This is a genomic window from Pseudomonas sp. UBA7500 (assembly GCF_002478435.1).
Lineage (GTDB): Bacteria > Pseudomonadota > Gammaproteobacteria > Pseudomonadales > Pseudomonadaceae > Aquipseudomonas > Aquipseudomonas palmensis.
Map to the genome: position 1 here is coordinate 84,672 of NZ_DLNW01000055.1, position 15,461 is coordinate 100,132.

Consider the following 15,461-nt stretch of genomic DNA (forward strand, 5'->3'; position numbering starts at 1 on the left):
GCCCCTTCGCCGGCCAGGCCGGTTTCCACATGCCTGCTGTTACAGCAGGCGCGGCCCCGGCGCGTACGGCGCCGGGTCGATGATCGGCGCACGCCCCAGCAGCAGGTCGGCGAACAACCGGCAGGACGCCGGCGCCAGCACCAGCCCGTTGCGGTAATGCCCGCAGTTCAACCACAAGCCTTCATGCCCGGGCACCTGGCCGATGTACGGCACACCTTCCGGTGAGCCTGGCCGCAACCCCGCCCAATGCCCGACCGGCGTGGCATCGGCCAGCGCCGGCAGCAATTCGATGGCCGAGGCCTTCAGGCTCGCCAGCGCCGCTTCGGTGGGCGTCTTGTCATAGCCTGCATGCTCCAGTGTGCTGCCGACCAGAATGTGCCCGTCACGCCGTGGGATCGCGTAGCGCCCCTTGGCCAGCACCATGCTCGGCAGGAAATCCTCCGCGCACTTGAACAGGATCATCTGCCCTTTCACCGGCTCCACCGGCAGTTCCAGGCCCAGCGGGCGCAGCAGGTCGCCACTCCAGGCCCCCGCCGTAAGCACCACCTGGTCGGCGCGGATCGGGCCATCGACGGTTTCAACGCCGCAAATACGCTCGCCCTCGCGGCTGAACCCGGTGATTTCACAATGCTCGCGAAGGGTCACGTTCGGCAGGGCCTGCAACACCGCCTTGAGCGACTTGACCAGGCGCGGGTTGCGCACGTTCGCCACACCCGCCATGTAGATGGCCCGCTCGAAGCCCGGCCCCAGCACGGGCACCGCCGCATAGGCGCGGGCCACATCCACTGCGCTCAACGGGCGCCCCTCGCGGGCCGCCCAGGCCAGCGCCTCGGCTTCATCGTCCAGGTCCAGCCAGTACAGGCCGGTGGTATGCACCTCGGGGTCTACACCGGTGCTGGCGAACAGACGCTCGCCCAGCTGCGGATAGAAGTCCTGCGACCAATGCGCCAGCGCAGTAACCGCCGGGCTGTAGCGCCACGGGTACAACGGCGACACGATCCCGCCCCCGGCCCAGGAAGACTCCTGCCCGAGCGCGCCCTTGTCGCACACCACCACCTGCTCGACATCGGCCGCCAGGTTGAACGCAGTCAGCAGGCCGATCACCCCACCGCCGACAATCACTACTTGCTTGGTCATCTATTGGTCCAGTACCCGTATGAAAGACGTCAGTTACCCCAGCAGCCCCCGTCCGCCTCGTTGCTGGCACCGGGGTTGCCGCGCACACCTTGCTGATCGAGCTCGAAGTCGCCACAGGCGTCGCCGGCCATCAGCCCGCCGGCATGACGCCGGGCCAGCAGGCTGAAACCCTCGGCCTCGCGGCTGGCGTGCAGGCTGTAGTGGCCTGTGCCGGGGGGCAACGGGGTGATCACGGCGTCGGTATCGGCATACTGGCCCGTGCGGGCGCGATGGCGCTCCAGGTGCTGCGCACTGTCGAACAGCAGCCCCACGACCTCGCTGCGCGCGGCTCTTTTCACCGTGTCGCGGTAGCTGGGGTAGGCAATGCCCGCCAGAATGCCGACCACGGCGACGACAATCAACAGTTCGATCAGGCTCAGGCCCTGATGAGTTCGCGGCATGTTGTGCGCCCCTAGTGGATCTGCCGCCACAAGATACGTTGCGCCGACCACTCAGCCGACACCACTGGCTGCGCCAGCACGCTCTCCAGCACCACCCGCGCCTGCTGCTGACGCCCCACGGCAGTCACCCGAAGCAGCTGCACCTCAAGGCCGTCGGGCAGCCGCGCGGGGCGCGAGCTGCGGCCCAGGTTCTGTACCAGGAAGAAACCTGGCCCTTGCGCCTGCCAGCCCAGCCCGGAGCTTGGCCCCGCCCCGCCCTGCACACCGGCGGCGCGTACCCTGGGTGCCTCCGGCGGCGGCAGGCAGTACACGCACGGGCCCGATGGCTCAAGCCCCGCCAGCACACGGGCCTCGGCGAGCCGCAACGTGGCTTCCGCCGCTTCGAACGCCTGCAATGCCATCACCAGGTTGCCGGCCATGCGTGCCTGCAAGGCGGCACTGTGCAGCACCGAAACACCCAGCAGGCCGCACAGCAGCATCAGCACCAGGCACACCAGCAGCGCCATGCCCCGTTGCAGCTTCATGGCAGGCGGTTACGTACGGCGGCGACCATCTGATAGGTTTGCGCGCGCACCCGTTCAGCGGGGTCGTCCAGGGTCAGGCGCAGGCGGATGCTGCGAATGCGCGAAGGGTCGGGCACCGCCGTCATCCAGGCCAGCTCACCGCCCTCGCCCGCCACGCCCAGGTCAACCTGCAGCCGGCTGACATGTTCGATCAGCACCGCGTGGCTGCCACCACTGGTGAGCAGCAGTTGCCCGTCCACCAGGCGGTACACCTGCTGACGAACGGGCAAGGCGAACTGGTGTGGCCCGGGCAAGCGCTCGCCTGCCTGCACCTGGGCGGTGCTCAGGCAGTCGGTGAGCAGCGTCCAGTTGGGCGGGCCACCGGCCTCCCCACCCTGCACGCCAACCAGGCTCAGGCTGCGCAGGGTGCCGTCAGGCTCGAGGCTGACACTGATCGGCAGGGCAAATGTCGCGGCAATGGCAGGGTCGGCAAAGCTGATCGCCTCGCGCCGCAGGCAGCCGAATGCACCGGCCATGCGGATGTCACGGGCCATGCGCTGCAGCGCAAAGCGCGCATCCTCCTGCAACTGCGCAAGTGCGCCCTGCGCCTGCCAACCCTGCAGCGCACCGATGAACAGACGGCTGCCGGCCAGCACCAGCAGCACACCCAGGCTCAACGCCAGCAGCGCCTCGACCAGGCCGAAACCGGTGTCGCGCCTCATGGCCCCACCTGCCCCTGCACAGCAAGGCCACCGCCCTGCCAGTGCAGGTCGAGTGCGAGCCCATTGCCCGCCTGGCGCACCTGTGCCTGCGCGGACGCGCCGGCCACCTTCACCAGCTCGCGTTGCAAGGCGCTGGCCTCCCCTGCCCTCAGCCCGCCCACAGCGCGCGCGCCTTCGAGCAGGGCCTGGGCCAGGTACAGCGCCTGGGTGGTACGCAGCGCGCCGTCGGTGCCGTGCAACGCCCGCCCTTGCAGCGCAGCCGCCGCCATTACCCCCAGTGACAGCACCAGCAGCGCCACCATCACTTCGATCAGGGTCATGCCCTGCTGCAGCCTCCTGGCCATGTTCGCCTCCTGCGAAATTTCCCCATGTGATTGCCTACCCGGCCGACTGGACGCCCAACCGAGCGGCACTGAATCTACAGAGAAGCACTTCCAGGGAGGGATGCACGATGGGGCAACAGGGCGTAACACTGATACAAATGATGTATGCGCTGGGGCTGATCGCGGCGCTGACGCAGTTAGGGCTGCCGGCCTACAGCGCCATGAGCGTGAGCCTACAGCGCGAGGCCAGCGCGCAGAACCTTGCGCAGGCCTTGCGCAGCGCCCGCAGCGAAGCCCTGCTGCGCAATCAGCGAGTCAGCCTGACGGCCCTGGAGGGCGACTGGAGCAAGGGATGGCGAATGAGCGCCGACGATGAAGGCTTGCTGCACGAGTACCGTGCCAGCGGGAAGGTTCGGGTGGTGGGCAATCAGCCGCTGGCGCGGCAGGTGCATTTCAGCGGGCTGGGGGTACCGCTGCAGGCGGGCGGTGCGTTCCAGGCCGGGACCCTGCACGTGTGCGAAAGTCCCGGAACCCGGAGCCTGCATCAGGTGGTGCTGTCACGCACCGGGCGGGTCAGCCTGCGCCACCTCGCCACCGATCAGCCGCTGTGCGCGGCCGCCGGGTCAGATCAGTGAACGCACCCGCAGCTCCTTGGGCATCGAGAACGTTACATTCTCTTCGCGACCATCGAGCTCGTCGGCACCTGTGGCGCCCCATTCCTGCAACTGCGCGATCACACCACGCACCAGCACTTCGGGGGCGGAGGCGCCGGCGGTGATGCCGATACGCTCGACACCGTCGAACCAGCTGCGCTGCATGTCTTCTGCACCGTCGATCAGGTAGGCCGGGGTGGCCATGCGCTCGGCCAGCTCACGCAGGCGGTTGGAGTTGGAGCTGTTCGGGCTGCCCACCACCAGTACCACGTCGCACTCGTCAGCCAGTTGCTTGACCGCATCCTGGCGGTTCTGGGTGGCGTAGCAGATGTCGTCCTTGCGCGGCCCGCCAATGCTGGGGAAGCGCGTGCGCAGCGCATCGATGACACGGCTGGTGTCGTCCATCGACAGGGTGGTCTGGGTCACGAAGGCCAGGCGTTCGGGGTCACGAACCTGCAGGTTGGCGACATCTTCTTCGTCTTCGACCAGGTAGATCGAACCGCCATTGCTGGCGTCGTACTGGCCCATGGTGCCTTCGACCTCGGGGTGCCCTTCGTGGCCGATCAGGATGCATTCCTTGCCATCGCGACTGTACTTGGCCACCTCGATGTGCACCTTGGTCACCAGCGGGCAGGTCGCGTCGAAGACCTTGAGGCCGCGCCCCGCCGCTTCCTGGCGCACGGCCTGGGAAACGCCGTGGGCACTGAAGATGACGATGACGTCATTGGGCACCTGGTCGAGCTCTTCGACGAAGATCGCCCCGCGCGCGCGCAGGTCTTCGACCACGAACTTGTTGTGCACCACTTCGTGACGCACATAGATCGGCGGGCCGAACACCTCGAGGGCGCGATTGACGATTTCGATCGCCCGGTCCACGCCGGCGCAGAAGCCGCGTGGGTTGGCGAGTTTGATCTGCATGGCTGACTCCTGGCTCAAAGGGCCTTGACTGCGAGGATTTCCACCTCGAAGTTCAGGGTCTTGCCGGCCAGCGGGTGGTTGAAGTCGATGGTCACTTGCGCGTCATCGAACGCCTTCACCACGCCGGGCAACTCGGCGTTGGCCGCGTCGTTGAAAATCACCAGCAGGCCTTCGGACAACTCCATGTCCTGGAACTGCGAGCGGGGAATGATCTGCACGTTCTGCGGGTTCGGCTGACCGAAGGCGTTCTCCGGTGCCACGCTGACGGTGCGCTTGTCGCCGGCCTTGAAGCCGAAGATCGCGGCTTCGAAGCCCGGCAGCAGGTTGCCGTCGCCGACCTTGAACACCGCCGGAGCTTTCTCGAAGGTGCTGTCGACAGTATCACCGTTTTCCAGGTGCAGCGCGAAGTGCAGGGTGACTTCGGTGTTCTGGCCGATACGGGTATCAGTCATGGACGGGTTCTCCGGACTTTTTGCTCTTGAACATATCCAGCGCCAGCATCACGGCGCCCACGCTGATGGCGCTGTCGGCCAGGTTGAAGGCCGGGAAGTACCAGCGGTTCTGCCAATGCACGAGGATGAAGTCGACCACATGCCCGAGCACGATGCGGTCGTACAGGTTGCCCAGCGCACCGCCCAGCACCAGGGCCAACGCAACGGCCAGCCAGGTGTCGTCGCGGCCCAGGCGCTTGAGCCACACCACCAGCACCGCACTGACCACCAGGGCGATCAGGGCGAACAGCCAGCGCTGCCAGCCGGAGCTGTCGGCCAGGAAGCTGAAGGCCGCACCGGTGTTGTAGGCCAAGGTCCAGCTGAAGTAGTCGGGGATGACCACGATCTGCTGGTACAGGCTCAGCGCACCTTCGAAGTAGTGCTTGCTGGCCTGGTCCAGGACCAGTACCAGCAGGCTCAGCCACAGCCAGGCGAGGCGCCCGAAGCGCCCCACGTTGGGGTTAGGCATAGTGACGCACCTCACCTTTGCCGCTGATGTTGTCGACACAACGACCGCAGATTTCCGGATGCTCCGGGTTCACGCCCACGTCGGCGCGGAAGTGCCAGCAACGGCCGCACTTGGCGTGACCCGACTTGACCACCTTGAGCTTGAGGCCGGCCACTTCGGTAACCACGGCATCGGCCGGGGCTTCGACGAACGGCGCCACGCTGGCTGCCGAGGTGATCAGCACGAACCGCAGTTCGTTGCCCAGCTTGTTCAGGTCGGTGCTCAGGGCCTCGTCGGCGAACAGGGTGACTTCGGCTTGCAGGTTGCCGCCGATGGCCTTGGCCGCACGCTGGTTCTCCAGCTCCTTGTTGACCGCAGCCTTGACGGCCATCACGCGGTCCCAGTAGGCGCGGTCCAGCTCGATGCCTTCCGGCAGCTCGGTCAGGCCCTGGTACCAGGTGTTGAGCATGACCGACTCGTTGCGCTCGCCCGGCAGGTACTGCCACAGCTCGTCGGCGGTGAACGCCAGGATCGGTGCGATCCAGCGCACCAGCGCTTCGCTGATGTGGTACAGCGCGGTCTGGCACGAGCGGCGCGCGACACTGTTGGCGCCGGTGGTGTACTGGCGGTCCTTGATGATGTCGAGGTAGAAGCCGCCCAGCTCCTGCACGCAGAAGTTGTGGATCTTGGAGTAGACGTTCCAGAAACGGTACTCGCCGTAGTGCTCTTCCAGCTCGCGCTGCAGCAGCAGGGTACGGTCGACCGCCCAGCGGTCCAGCGCCAGCATGTCGTCGGCCGGCAGCAGGTCGCGGGCCGGGTCGAAGCCGGACAGGTTGGAGAGCAGGAAGCGCGCGGTGTTGCGGATGCGCCGGTAGGCGTCGGCGCTGCGCTGCAGGATCTGGTCGGAAACCGCCATCTCGCCGGAGTAGTCGGTGGCCGATACCCACAGGCGCATGATGTCGGCACCCAGGGTGTCGTTGACCTTCTGCGGCTCGATGGTGTTGCCCAGCGACTTGGACATCTTGCGGCCGTTCTCGTCCACGGTGAAGCCGTGGGTCAGCAGCTCGCGGTACGGCGCATGGCCGTCGATGGCGCAGCCGGTGAGCAGCGAGGAGTGGAACCAGCCGCGGTGCTGGTCGGAACCTTCCAGGTACAGGTCGGCGCGCGGGCCGCTTTCGTGGCCGATGTTATGCGAGCCACGCAGCACGTGCCAGTGGGTGGTACCGGAGTCGAACCACACGTCCAGGGTGTCGGCGATCTTGTCGTACTGGCCGGCTTCGTCACCGAGCAGTTCGGCGGCGTCCATCTTGAACCAGGCTTCGATGCCCTCGAGCTCGACGCGCTGGGCCACCTGCTCCATCAGTTCGACGGTGCGCGGGTGCAGTTCGCCGGTCTGCTTGTGCAGGAAGAACGGGATCGGCACACCCCAGTTGCGCTGACGCGAGATGCACCAGTCCGGGCGGTTGGCGATCATCGAATGCAGGCGCGCCTGGCCCCAGGCCGGCACGAACTTGGTTTCTTCGATGGCGTTGAGGGCGCGCTTGCGCAAGGTTTCGCCGCTGTCAGGCTGCTTGTCCATGCCCACGAACCACTGCGCTGTGGCGCGGTAGATCAGCGGGGTCTTGTGGCGCCAGCAGTGCATGTAGCTGTGGCTGATGGTGTCGGTGAACATCAGCGCGCCCACTTCGGCGAGCTTGTCGACGATGTGCGGGTTGGCTTTCCAGATGAACTGGCCACCGAAGAATTCCAGCGAGTCGACGTACACGCCGTTGCTCTGCACCGGGGTGAGGATGTCGTCGTTGACCATGCCGTAGCGCTTGCAGGTCACGAAGTCGTCTTCACCGTAGGCCGGGGCCGAGTGGACCACGCCGGTACCGGCGCCCAGCTCGACGTACTCGGCCAGGTAGACCGGCGACAGGCGATCGTACAGAGGGTGACGGAAGTTGATCAGCTCCAGTGCAGAGCCCGGCGCGGTGGCGATCACCGAACCTTCCAGCGAGTAGCGCTTGAGGCAGGCTTCGACCAGCTCTTCGGCCAGCACCAGCAGCTTGTCGCCGACGTCCACCAGGGCATAGCTGAACTCGGGGTGCACGTTCAGCGCCTGGTTGGCGGGGATGGTCCACGGGGTGGTGGTCCAGATCACGATGGCGGCGGGCTTGGCCAGCGACGACAGGCCGAAGGCCTGGGCCAGCCGCGCTTCGTCGGCCACGTTGAAGGCCACGTCGATGGTCTGGGACTTCTTGTCGGCGTATTCGACCTCGGCTTCGGCCAGGGCCGAACCGCAATCGAAGCACCAGTTCACGGGCTTGAGGCCCTTGAACACGAAACCGTGCTTGACCATTTCGGCCAGGGCACGGATTTCGCCGGCTTCGTTGGCGAAGTCCATGGTCTTGTAGGGGTTGTCCCAGTCACCCAGCACGCCCAGGCGGATGAATTCCTTCTTCTGCCCTTCGATCTGCTCGGCCGCGTAGGCACGGCACAGCTCGCGGGTCTTGTCCGCGGTGAGGTGCTTGCCGTGGGTCACTTCGACCTTGTGCTCGATCGGCAGGCCATGGCAGTCCCAACCCGGCACGTACGGCGCATCGTAGCCGGCCAGGGTCTTGGACCGCGAGATCATGTCCTTGAGAATCTTGTTGAGCGCGTGACCGATGTGGATCTTGCCGTTGGCGTAGGGCGGGCCGTCGTGCAGCACGAACTTCGGACGATCCTTGCCAATTTCGCGCAGCTTCTGGTACAGGCCAATGCTGTCCCAGCGCTGCAGGATCTGCGGTTCGCGCTGTGGCAGGCCGGCCTTCATCGGGAAGGCGGTGTCCGGAAGGTTTAGCGTGGCTTTATAGTCGGTCATTTCAGGCTCTTCGTTAGCGGTTGACCGTGCCAATGGGCACGTGCGGCGGCGATATCCGCATCGATCGCCGACTTCAGCGCCTCCAGGGAGGCGAATCGCTGCTCATCGCGCAGCTTGTGGTGGAATTCCACCGTGAGACGCCGGCCATACAGATCGCCGGCAAAATCCAGGAGATGCACTTCCAGGTGGGCGCGGCCATCACCTGCAACGCTGGGGCGCACGCCGATGTTGGCGACACCCGGCCACGCCTGGCCATCGAGTTCGACGCTGACCAGGTACACCCCGGTGAGCGGTACGCGATGACGCTTGAGTTGTATGTTGGCCGTGGGCCAACCCAGCTGGCGCGCCAGCTTCTGCCCATGCAGCACCCGGCCGCGGATGCGGAACGGGCGGCCCAGCAGACGCTCGGCCACGGCAAAGTCGGCACGCGCCAGTGCTTCGCGCACCTGCGTGCTGCTGACCCGCAGGCCCTCGAGCTCCACGGTTTGCGCCGCTTCCACGGTGAAGCCGTGGCGCAGGCCGGCCTGCTGCAGGAACGTGAAGTCACCCACCCGGTCGCAACCGAACCGGAAGTCGTCACCGACCTCCAGGTGCTGCACGCCCAGGCCGTCGACCAGGATGGTGTCGACGAATTCGGCGGCGCTGAGCTTGCACAGGCGCTGGTTGAACGCCAGGCACAGCACCCGGTCGATGCCTTCGGCGGCCAACAGGGCGACCTTGTCGTGCAGGCGGGCCAGGCGCGCAGGCGCGGTGTCCGGTGCAAAGTACTCACGCGGCTGTGGCTCGAAAATCACCACGCAGCTGGGTACGCCCAGCGCTACCGCGCGCTCACGCAAACGCGCCAGGATAGCCTGGTGACCGCGGTGAACACCGTCGAAGTTGCCGATAGTGGCAACACAGCCCCGATGCTCGGGGCGAAGGTTGTGAAGGCCTCGAACCAGCTGCATAACGCGCTTCTTGCTCATAAAGTGGTCGATTATAACCACACCCGGGCGCCGACGACAGGCAGCAGCGCGATGCCAGGGCGTCTAAAACACAAAACCGACGCCTGACCCGCGCCGGCCATCAGTGCAGCGCCTTGCGGGCGAAGTCCCGTGGACGAAAACCAAACAGGTAAAGGCAACCGAAATAGGTCACCACGCCTGCGCCAATCAGTACGCCCAGGCGCAGGAACCGCTCGAGCATGTGCCCCTGCTCCCAGGCGGGCATGTACCACATGCCGGCCACCAGCACACCGGCCATCAGCAGTACGGCCACCAGCAACTTGAGCAGGTAGGCGGTCCAGCCCGGCTGCGGCTCGAACAGGTTCTGCTGGCGCAGCTTCCAGTAAAGCAGGCCGGCATTGAGGCAGGCGCCGACACTGATCGCCAGGGCCAGCCCGGCATGCTGCAGGTAGCCGATGAACACCAGGTTGAGCAGTTGCGTGGCCACCAGGGTGAAGATGGCGATCTTTACCGGTGTACGGATGTTCTGCTGGGCATAGAAGCCAGGGGCGAGCACCTTGACCAGGATGATGCCGAGCAGGCCGACCGAGTAGGCGATCAGCGCGCGCTGGGTCATGGCGGCATCGAAGGCGGTGAACTTGCCGTACTGGAACAGGGCCACCGTCAGCGGCTCGGACAGGATTGCCAGGGCAAAGGTGCAAGGCAACACCAGCAAGAAGCACAGGCGCAGGCCCCAGTCGAGGATGCGCGAATACTCGTGGCGATCCTTGCTGGCGTAGGTCTTGGCCAGGGTCGGCAGCAGGATGGTGCCCAGCGCCACGCCCAGCACCCCGGAGGGCAGCTCCATCAGGCGGTCGGCGTAGTACATCCACGACACCGAGCCGGCCACCAGAAACGAGGCGAAGATGGTGTTGATGATCAGCGAGATCTGGCTTACCGACACCCCGAGGATGGCTGGCAGCATCTGCTTGAGCACGCGCCATACCCCGGTATCGCGCAGGCTCAGGCGGGGCAGCACGAGCATGCCGATCTTTTTGAGGTGCGGCAGCTGGTACAGCAGCTGCAACAGCCCGCCGGCCAGTACCGCCCAGCCCAGGGCCATCACCGGCGGATCGAAGTACGGGGTGAGGAACAGCGCGAAGAAGATCATCGCGACGTTGAGCAGGGTCGGCACGAAGGCCGGTACCGAGAAACGGTTCCAGGTGTTGAGGATGGCGCCCGCCAGGGACGACAGCGAGATCAGCAATATATAAGGAAAGGTCACACGCAGCAGGTCGGTGGTCAGCTCGAACTTCTCGGCGCTGTCGACGAAGCCCGGCGCGGTGACCCACACCACCCAGGGTGCGGCCAGGATCCCCAGCGCCGTGACCACCGCCAGCACCAGGGTCAGCAGGCCGGCGACATAGGCCACGAAGGTGCGGGTCGCCTCCTCGCCCTGCTGGCTTTTGTATTCGGCCAGGATCGGCACGAACGCCTGGGAAAACGCCCCCTCGGCAAAGATTCGCCGCAGCAGGTTGGGCAGCTTGAAGGCAATGAAAAAGGCGTCGGTGGCAACACCGGCGCCGAAGATGCGCGCCAGGATGGTATCGCGGACAAAGCCCAGCACGCGCGACACCATGGTGATGGAACTGACTGCAGCCAGGGACTTGAGGAGATTCATCGAAAGATTTTCATGCCATATGGATGAAGGAGAGGCCTAAACGGCATCCAAGTATGCGATACTCCGCCGCGCAAAGCAGACAGAGCAAAACTCCCGAGTTTACAGGTCATGCGCCAGAAGGGAATCATCCCCTCCAGCGAATCGACCGCTCAGCGGAACCTAACAAGCGCCCTTGACAACCGATCAACTCATCGGCATGATTCGCGGCCTATTTTGTTTGCTATTTACCAAGTCTTTCGAGGAGCTCGACGGTGGCCAACTCACCTTCCGCCAAAAAACGTGCAAAACAGGCTGAGAAGCGTCGCAGCCACAACGCCAGCCTGCGTTCCATGGTTCGCACCTACATCAAGAATGTAGTCAAGGCCATCGACGCAAAAGACGCCGAAAAAGCGCAAGCTGCTTACATCCTGGCTGTTCCAGTTATCGACCGCATGGCCGATAAAGGCATCATCCACAAGAACAAGGCTGCTCGCCATAAAGGCCGTCTGAATGGCCACATCAAGGCACTGAAGATTGCTGCAGCTGCCTAAGCGACGCTTGTTAAAAAACCGACCCTAGGGTCGGTTTTTTATTGCCTGCGATTTGATGATGGCGGGAAGACAGGGCCGCTCCCTTCGTCGACCAGGCTGACTCCTGCAGGAGACGGCCTGGTCGGCGAAGGGCTATACGTTGCCTACTTGCCGAGCGGGATCTTCGGCGCCCATTGCAGCCATTCGTCCTCGGCCTTGTCGAACAGGGCAAAGGTCTGCTGCGGCAACGCTGCGTTGCCCATCTTGTCGCCGTCTGGCGTGGCGAAGGCAATGCCACCCTCGATCAGGGTCTCCAGCGACTCGGTACGCACCGTAGCGCCCTTGAACAGGCCGATATCGAAGCCGAAGCCACTGCTGTTCCAGAAACGGCTGCCACCGCGCACGAGCGAGGCGTAGCGTGGCTCGATCAGGATATGGATCAGCACGCGATCCGCTGTCTGCCCCAGCTCGTACCCCGTGACCTTGCCCACCGGCACTTCACGGTAGGTGACCGGCACACCGACCTTGATCGACCCGCGTCGAGCAGCGCTGAGCACCACCGGCAGGCCAGCCTCGCGAGCGGTCAGGTCCGGTGGCTCGGGCAAGGCCACGAAGTTGCGCTGCGGGCCCTGATTCTTCGCCGCCGGTTGCACTTCAAGGTACTGACCGGTGACCAGCGTCTCCAGGTTGGCCGTCTTGACGATACCCAGCGCCGGCTTGACTACCCAGAACTGCGTGCCCACACGCGCAATACGCTCGGGCACCTCGGTGATCTGCGCCTTGAGCGTCACCGACTGCAGGTCCTCCGCCAGGTCCACCGCTTCTACCTTGCCGACATCCAGCCCCTTGAAGCGTATGGGGGTGCCGACCTTGAGGCCGTCCGCACGGTCCACCTTGATGGTGATGCTGGTGCCCTTGCGATCCGCCGCTTCCTGGTTGGCCAGCAGGCGGAAGGTGGGGATACGACGCTTGAGCGGTACATTCTGTTTCGGCGTATCGAAGGCGATGCCACCGGCCATCAGGCTCTGCAGCGACTCGCTCTTGATCTGGATGCCCGACAGGCCGCCAGTCAGGGTAATGCCGCTGGCGTTCCAGAAACGCGTCGAACCATTGACCAGGTTGGCGTACTCGGGCTCGATGTGCACGCCAATCAGCAGGCGTTGCTGCTTCCTGGAGAACTGGTAGCTTTGCACGCTACCCACCTTTACCTGCCGATACAGGATCGGGCTGCCAACCTCGAGCGAGCCCAGGTTGTCGCTGAACAGCACAAGGTGCAGGCCGGGCGCCTTCAGATCGAGGGGCGGGGCCTTGGCCCGGGCTTCGAATTCACGCTGAGGCGAGGCGCCCTTGTCGCCGGGACGGATAGCAATGTAGTTGCCCTTTACCAACGCCTCCAGGCCGGTGATACCCGCCAGGGAGATCGACGGCTTGACCACCCAGAACTGGGTGCCTTCGACCAGATAGTCCTCGGCCAGCGGGTCCAGGGTCAGCTCGGCCATGGCGCTGGAGAGATCGGCATCGACCTTCAGGGCTTTCAGCGAACCTACCTGTATACCTTTGTACATGACCGGCGTACGGCCCGCCTGCAGGCCCTCGAAGTCGCTCAGCTTGACCTTGACCCGGATACCCGCCTGGGCGGCGTCGAAGTCTTCGAAAAGACGGAACGGCAGGTTCGGGTCGGTGGGCGGGCTGTCCTTGCGGTGCTCGGGGGTAGCGAATGCGATACCGCCGGCAACGATGCTGGCCAGCGACTCGCTGCGCACCTTCACGCCCGACAGGTTGGCATCGATGCTCACGCCGCTGGCGTTCCAGAAACGCGTGTGCTTGCGCACCAGGTCGGCATAGCCCGGCTCGATGAACACCTTGATCTCGACCGTACCCTGGTCGTCGGAGAGCTTGTAGCTCTTCACCCGGCCAACCTGGATCTGCTTGTAGAACACGGGGCTGTCACGGTTGAGCGACCCCAGGCGATCGGCCTTGAGGGTCAGATGCAGGCCGGGCACGCTGTCGGACATCGGCGGTGCTTCGCTCAACGCATTGAAACGCTTGCTCGGCTCGCCATCGCCCGGGCTCACGGCAATGTAGTTGCCTGATACCAGCGTCTCCAGCCCGGTGATCCCGGCCAGGCTCACGTTTGGCTTGACCAGCCAGAAGCGAGTGTTCTTGCGCAGGTGCTCCTCGGCCACCTGGTTCATCTCGATGGTGGCGATGACACCTTTGTTGCGGCCTTTGTCGTCAAGTACCAGGCTCTTGACCTTACCCACCGACATGCCCTTGTAGACCACCTCGGTCTTGTTGGCGACGATACCCTCGCCGCTCTCGAAGCGAACCTCGATGTTCACCCCCGCTTCACGGTAGGCCTGCCAGCCGAGCCACCCACCGATCACCAATGCGATCAGGGGCAGAATCCAGATGGCCGACCAGTTCGAAGCTGGGCGGGTTTTAGCCGTAGGCAAATCACTCATGGTCGTCATCCGACTCCGTGTTATCCCAAATCAGTCGGGGATCGAAAGTTACTGCAGCAAGCATTGTCAGAATCACCACACTGGCAAAGGCGACGGCCCCCAGGTTGGCTTCGACACTGGCAATCCGGCCGAAATTCACCACCGCCACCAGGATCGCGATGACGAAGATATCCAGCATCGACCAGCGGCCGATGAATTCGATGAAGCGATACATCACGATGCGCTGGCGTGCCGACAGCGGCTGGTGGCGCTGCACCGAGTACAGCAGCAGGGCGATGCCCACCAGCTTGAAGGTAGGTACCAGAATACTGGCGATGAACACCACGGCCGCGATCGGCAGCATGCCGTGCTGCATCAGGGTGATGACGCCGGACATGATGGTGTCGGGGCTGCCCTGCCCCAGGGTGCTGACCGTCATGATCGGCAGCACGTTGGCCGGTATGTACAGGATGGCCGCGGTAATCAGCAGCGCCCAGGTACGGGCCAGGCTGTTGGGCCGGCGTGCATGCACCAGGGCCCCGCAGCGTGTGCAGGTCTGGCTGCTGGCGCCCGCCTCCTGGCGGTTGAGCTCATGACACTCGGTACAGATCAGTATTCCTGCGTCAATCGCCCGCATGCACATCTTCTCCCGACAAGGCTACCCAGATCTGGTGGGGGGACATCACCACTTCCAGCCAGACCTGAACCAGCAACAAACTGACAAAGCACAGCAAGCCAAGCCCTAGGCTGAGTTCGGCCATATCCACCAGCTTGACGATGGCGACCAGTACGCCCATGAGGTAGACCTCAAGCATGCCCCAGTCGCGCATGTGGTGATAAAAACGGTAAAGAAGCAGGCCGTAGCTGCGGCCCCTGTTCAAGCGGATGGTCAGCAACACCACCAGCTGACACAGCAGCTTGAGCAGTGGAATGGCCATGCTGCACAGGAACACCACCACCGCCACGCCACCCATGCCGCTGTTGTACAGGCCGATCACACCGCTCCACACCGTGTCATCGGAGTTCTGGCCCAACAGATGGAGTTGCATGATCGGCAGAAAGTTCGCCGGCACGTAGAGCAGCAAGGCCGCCAGTACCAGGGCCAGGCTGCGCTCGACCACATTGTGCCGATGGGCGTACAACTCATAGCCGCAGCGCGGGCATTGCGCTTTTTCATCCGTCTTGAGCTCGGGCTTGCGCAGCAGCAGGTCGCATTCGTGGCACGCCACCAATTGATCCAGCGGCAAGCCTGCGAGTGAATCGCGATCGTCAGGGTCGGGCATAGAAGGGTTCTGAGTAAAAACGTCGGGGCCTATTCTAGTGTCGTTGCCCCAATTGTGGGAGCACAACCGCGCAGGAGCCAGCCTTGGCGCAGAACAGGCCACAAAGACAAAACCCCTATCTGCAGATGCAGATAGGGGTTT

Annotated in this window: 16 protein-coding genes; 2 read left to right on the top strand and 14 right to left on the bottom strand. The window is 64.5% G+C overall.

The genetic code is table 11. The features are described from left to right. Nucleotides 1-39: 39 nt before the first annotated feature. Genes thiO through B4I46_RS24700 form a run of 5 tightly spaced genes read right to left on the bottom strand, consistent with a single transcriptional unit; the run spans nucleotide 40 to nucleotide 3,146 of the window. Complete coding sequence (gene thiO, locus B4I46_RS24680; RefSeq protein ID WP_286902260.1) at nucleotides 40-1,137, bottom strand: glycine oxidase ThiO; 1,098 nt, start codon at nucleotides 1,135-1,137, stop codon at nucleotides 40-42. A 29-nt stretch (nucleotides 1,138-1,166) separates the two neighbouring features. Continuing rightward, entirely contained in the window at nucleotides 1,167-1,577 is a 411-nt protein-coding gene (locus tag B4I46_RS24685) for a type IV pilin protein (RefSeq protein ID WP_043860314.1), read from the bottom strand. Nucleotides 1,578-1,588: 11 nt separating this feature from the next. Next, nucleotides 1,589-2,101 carry a pilus assembly PilX family protein gene (locus B4I46_RS24690; protein WP_286902261.1) on the bottom strand — a complete coding sequence of 171 codons (513 nt, stop codon included), beginning with the start codon at nucleotides 2,099-2,101 and terminating at the stop codon, nucleotides 1,589-1,591. Then, nucleotides 2,098-2,802 (bottom strand): PilW family protein, encoded by a 705-nt coding sequence (locus B4I46_RS24695; protein WP_043860312.1) that lies wholly within the window; start codon nucleotides 2,800-2,802, stop codon nucleotides 2,098-2,100. Before B4I46_RS24695 ends, B4I46_RS24690 begins: the two co-directional genes overlap by 4 nt. Continuing rightward, nucleotides 2,799-3,146, bottom strand: a complete 348-nt coding sequence (locus B4I46_RS24700; RefSeq protein ID WP_286902262.1) for a type IV pilus modification PilV family protein — start codon at nucleotides 3,144-3,146, stop codon at nucleotides 2,799-2,801. Before B4I46_RS24700 ends, B4I46_RS24695 begins: the two co-directional genes overlap by 4 nt. Nucleotides 3,147-3,283: 137 nt before the next feature. Here B4I46_RS24700 and B4I46_RS24705 point away from each other — a divergent pair, with 137 nt between their 5' ends. Further along, nucleotides 3,284-3,760: a GspH/FimT family pseudopilin gene (locus B4I46_RS24705; RefSeq protein ID WP_229589858.1), complete on the top strand. Its 477-nt coding sequence runs from the start codon at nucleotides 3,284-3,286 to the stop codon at nucleotides 3,758-3,760. On the opposite strand, the gene ispH is transcribed toward B4I46_RS24705, so the two are convergent. The 6 genes from ispH to murJ form a co-directional block, all read right to left on the bottom strand. Then, nucleotides 3,749-4,696 (bottom strand): 4-hydroxy-3-methylbut-2-enyl diphosphate reductase, encoded by a 948-nt coding sequence (gene ispH / locus B4I46_RS24710; protein WP_043860310.1) that lies wholly within the window; start codon nucleotides 4,694-4,696, stop codon nucleotides 3,749-3,751. The two genes, B4I46_RS24705 and ispH, sit on opposite strands and share 12 nt — an antisense overlap. Before the next feature lie 14 nt (nucleotides 4,697-4,710). Then, entirely contained in the window at nucleotides 4,711-5,148 is a 438-nt protein-coding gene (gene fkpB, locus B4I46_RS24715) for an FKBP-type peptidyl-prolyl cis-trans isomerase (RefSeq protein WP_054914918.1), read from the bottom strand. Next, complete coding sequence (lspA, locus tag B4I46_RS24720) at nucleotides 5,141-5,656, bottom strand: signal peptidase II (RefSeq protein WP_043860308.1); 516 nt, start codon at nucleotides 5,654-5,656, stop codon at nucleotides 5,141-5,143. Before lspA ends, fkpB begins: the two co-directional genes overlap by 8 nt. Next, complete coding sequence (gene ileS, locus B4I46_RS24725; RefSeq protein ID WP_043860307.1) at nucleotides 5,649-8,480, bottom strand: isoleucine--tRNA ligase; 2,832 nt, start codon at nucleotides 8,478-8,480, stop codon at nucleotides 5,649-5,651. The genes lspA and ileS overlap by 8 nt, the downstream gene beginning before the upstream one ends. Further along, nucleotides 8,477-9,427 carry a bifunctional riboflavin kinase/FAD synthetase gene (gene ribF / locus B4I46_RS24730; RefSeq protein WP_054914919.1) on the bottom strand — a complete coding sequence of 317 codons (951 nt, stop codon included), beginning with the start codon at nucleotides 9,425-9,427 and terminating at the stop codon, nucleotides 8,477-8,479. Before ribF ends, ileS begins: the two co-directional genes overlap by 4 nt. A 118-nt stretch (nucleotides 9,428-9,545) precedes the next feature. Then, a complete protein-coding gene (murJ, locus tag B4I46_RS24735; protein WP_286902265.1) occupies nucleotides 9,546-11,084 on the bottom strand; it encodes a murein biosynthesis integral membrane protein MurJ in 1,539 nt (512 codons plus the stop codon). A 251-nt stretch (nucleotides 11,085-11,335) separates the two neighbouring features. On the opposite strand from murJ, the gene rpsT reads away from it, so the two are divergent. Beyond that, a complete protein-coding gene (gene rpsT, locus B4I46_RS24740) occupies nucleotides 11,336-11,614 on the top strand; it encodes a 30S ribosomal protein S20 (RefSeq protein WP_043860304.1) in 279 nt (92 codons plus the stop codon). 143 nt (nucleotides 11,615-11,757) lie between these two features. Here the strand turns inward: rpsT and B4I46_RS24745 are convergent, their stop codons facing one another. The 3 genes from B4I46_RS24745 to B4I46_RS24755 are packed head-to-tail and all read right to left on the bottom strand — an operon-like array spanning nucleotide 11,758 to nucleotide 15,320. Then, on the bottom strand, nucleotides 11,758-14,058 hold the full coding sequence (locus B4I46_RS24745; RefSeq protein WP_078479466.1) for a PqiB family protein: 2,301 nt from the start codon (nucleotides 14,056-14,058) through the stop codon (nucleotides 11,758-11,760). After that, nucleotides 14,051-14,674, bottom strand: a complete 624-nt coding sequence (locus B4I46_RS24750; protein ID WP_104572943.1) for a paraquat-inducible protein A — start codon at nucleotides 14,672-14,674, stop codon at nucleotides 14,051-14,053. The genes B4I46_RS24745 and B4I46_RS24750 overlap by 8 nt, the downstream gene beginning before the upstream one ends. Continuing rightward, the gene (locus B4I46_RS24755) at nucleotides 14,661-15,320 is read right to left on the bottom strand and encodes a paraquat-inducible protein A (RefSeq protein WP_043860301.1); all 660 of its coding nucleotides are present in this window, start codon (nucleotides 15,318-15,320) and stop codon (nucleotides 14,661-14,663) included. The genes B4I46_RS24750 and B4I46_RS24755 overlap by 14 nt, the downstream gene beginning before the upstream one ends. Nucleotides 15,321-15,461: the final 141 nt, after the last annotated feature.

What these genes read in the sequence shown, in the direction of transcription:
- B4I46_RS24745 (WP_078479466.1), bottom strand. Translation starts at nt 14,058, where the DNA reads ATGAGTGATTTGCCTACGGCTAAAACCCGCCCAGCTTCGAACTGGTCG.
- murJ (WP_286902265.1), bottom strand. Translation starts at nt 11,084, where the DNA reads ATGAATCTCCTCAAGTCCCTGGCTGCAGTCAGTTCCATCACCATGGTG.
- thiO (WP_286902260.1), bottom strand. Translation starts at nt 1,137, where the DNA reads ATGACCAAGCAAGTAGTGATTGTCGGCGGTGGGGTGATCGGCCTGCTG.
- B4I46_RS24705 (WP_229589858.1), top strand. Translation starts at nt 3,284, where the DNA reads ATGATGTATGCGCTGGGGCTGATCGCGGCGCTGACGCAGTTAGGGCTG.
- ribF (WP_054914919.1), bottom strand. Translation starts at nt 9,427, where the DNA reads ATGCAGCTGGTTCGAGGCCTTCACAACCTTCGCCCCGAGCATCGGGGC.
- B4I46_RS24685 (WP_043860314.1), bottom strand. Translation starts at nt 1,577, where the DNA reads ATGCCGCGAACTCATCAGGGCCTGAGCCTGATCGAACTGTTGATTGTC.
- ileS (WP_043860307.1), bottom strand. Translation starts at nt 8,480, where the DNA reads ATGACCGACTATAAAGCCACGCTAAACCTTCCGGACACCGCCTTCCCG.
- B4I46_RS24750 (WP_104572943.1), bottom strand. Translation starts at nt 14,674, where the DNA reads ATGCGGGCGATTGACGCAGGAATACTGATCTGTACCGAGTGTCATGAG.
- B4I46_RS24695 (WP_043860312.1), bottom strand. Translation starts at nt 2,802, where the DNA reads ATGAGGCGCGACACCGGTTTCGGCCTGGTCGAGGCGCTGCTGGCGTTG.
- lspA (WP_043860308.1), bottom strand. Translation starts at nt 5,656, where the DNA reads ATGCCTAACCCCAACGTGGGGCGCTTCGGGCGCCTCGCCTGGCTGTGG.
- ispH (WP_043860310.1), bottom strand. Translation starts at nt 4,696, where the DNA reads ATGCAGATCAAACTCGCCAACCCACGCGGCTTCTGCGCCGGCGTGGAC.
- fkpB (WP_054914918.1), bottom strand. Translation starts at nt 5,148, where the DNA reads ATGACTGATACCCGTATCGGCCAGAACACCGAAGTCACCCTGCACTTC.
- B4I46_RS24700 (WP_286902262.1), bottom strand. Translation starts at nt 3,146, where the DNA reads ATGGCCAGGAGGCTGCAGCAGGGCATGACCCTGATCGAAGTGATGGTG.
- B4I46_RS24690 (WP_286902261.1), bottom strand. Translation starts at nt 2,101, where the DNA reads ATGAAGCTGCAACGGGGCATGGCGCTGCTGGTGTGCCTGGTGCTGATG.
- B4I46_RS24755 (WP_043860301.1), bottom strand. Translation starts at nt 15,320, where the DNA reads ATGCCCGACCCTGACGATCGCGATTCACTCGCAGGCTTGCCGCTGGAT.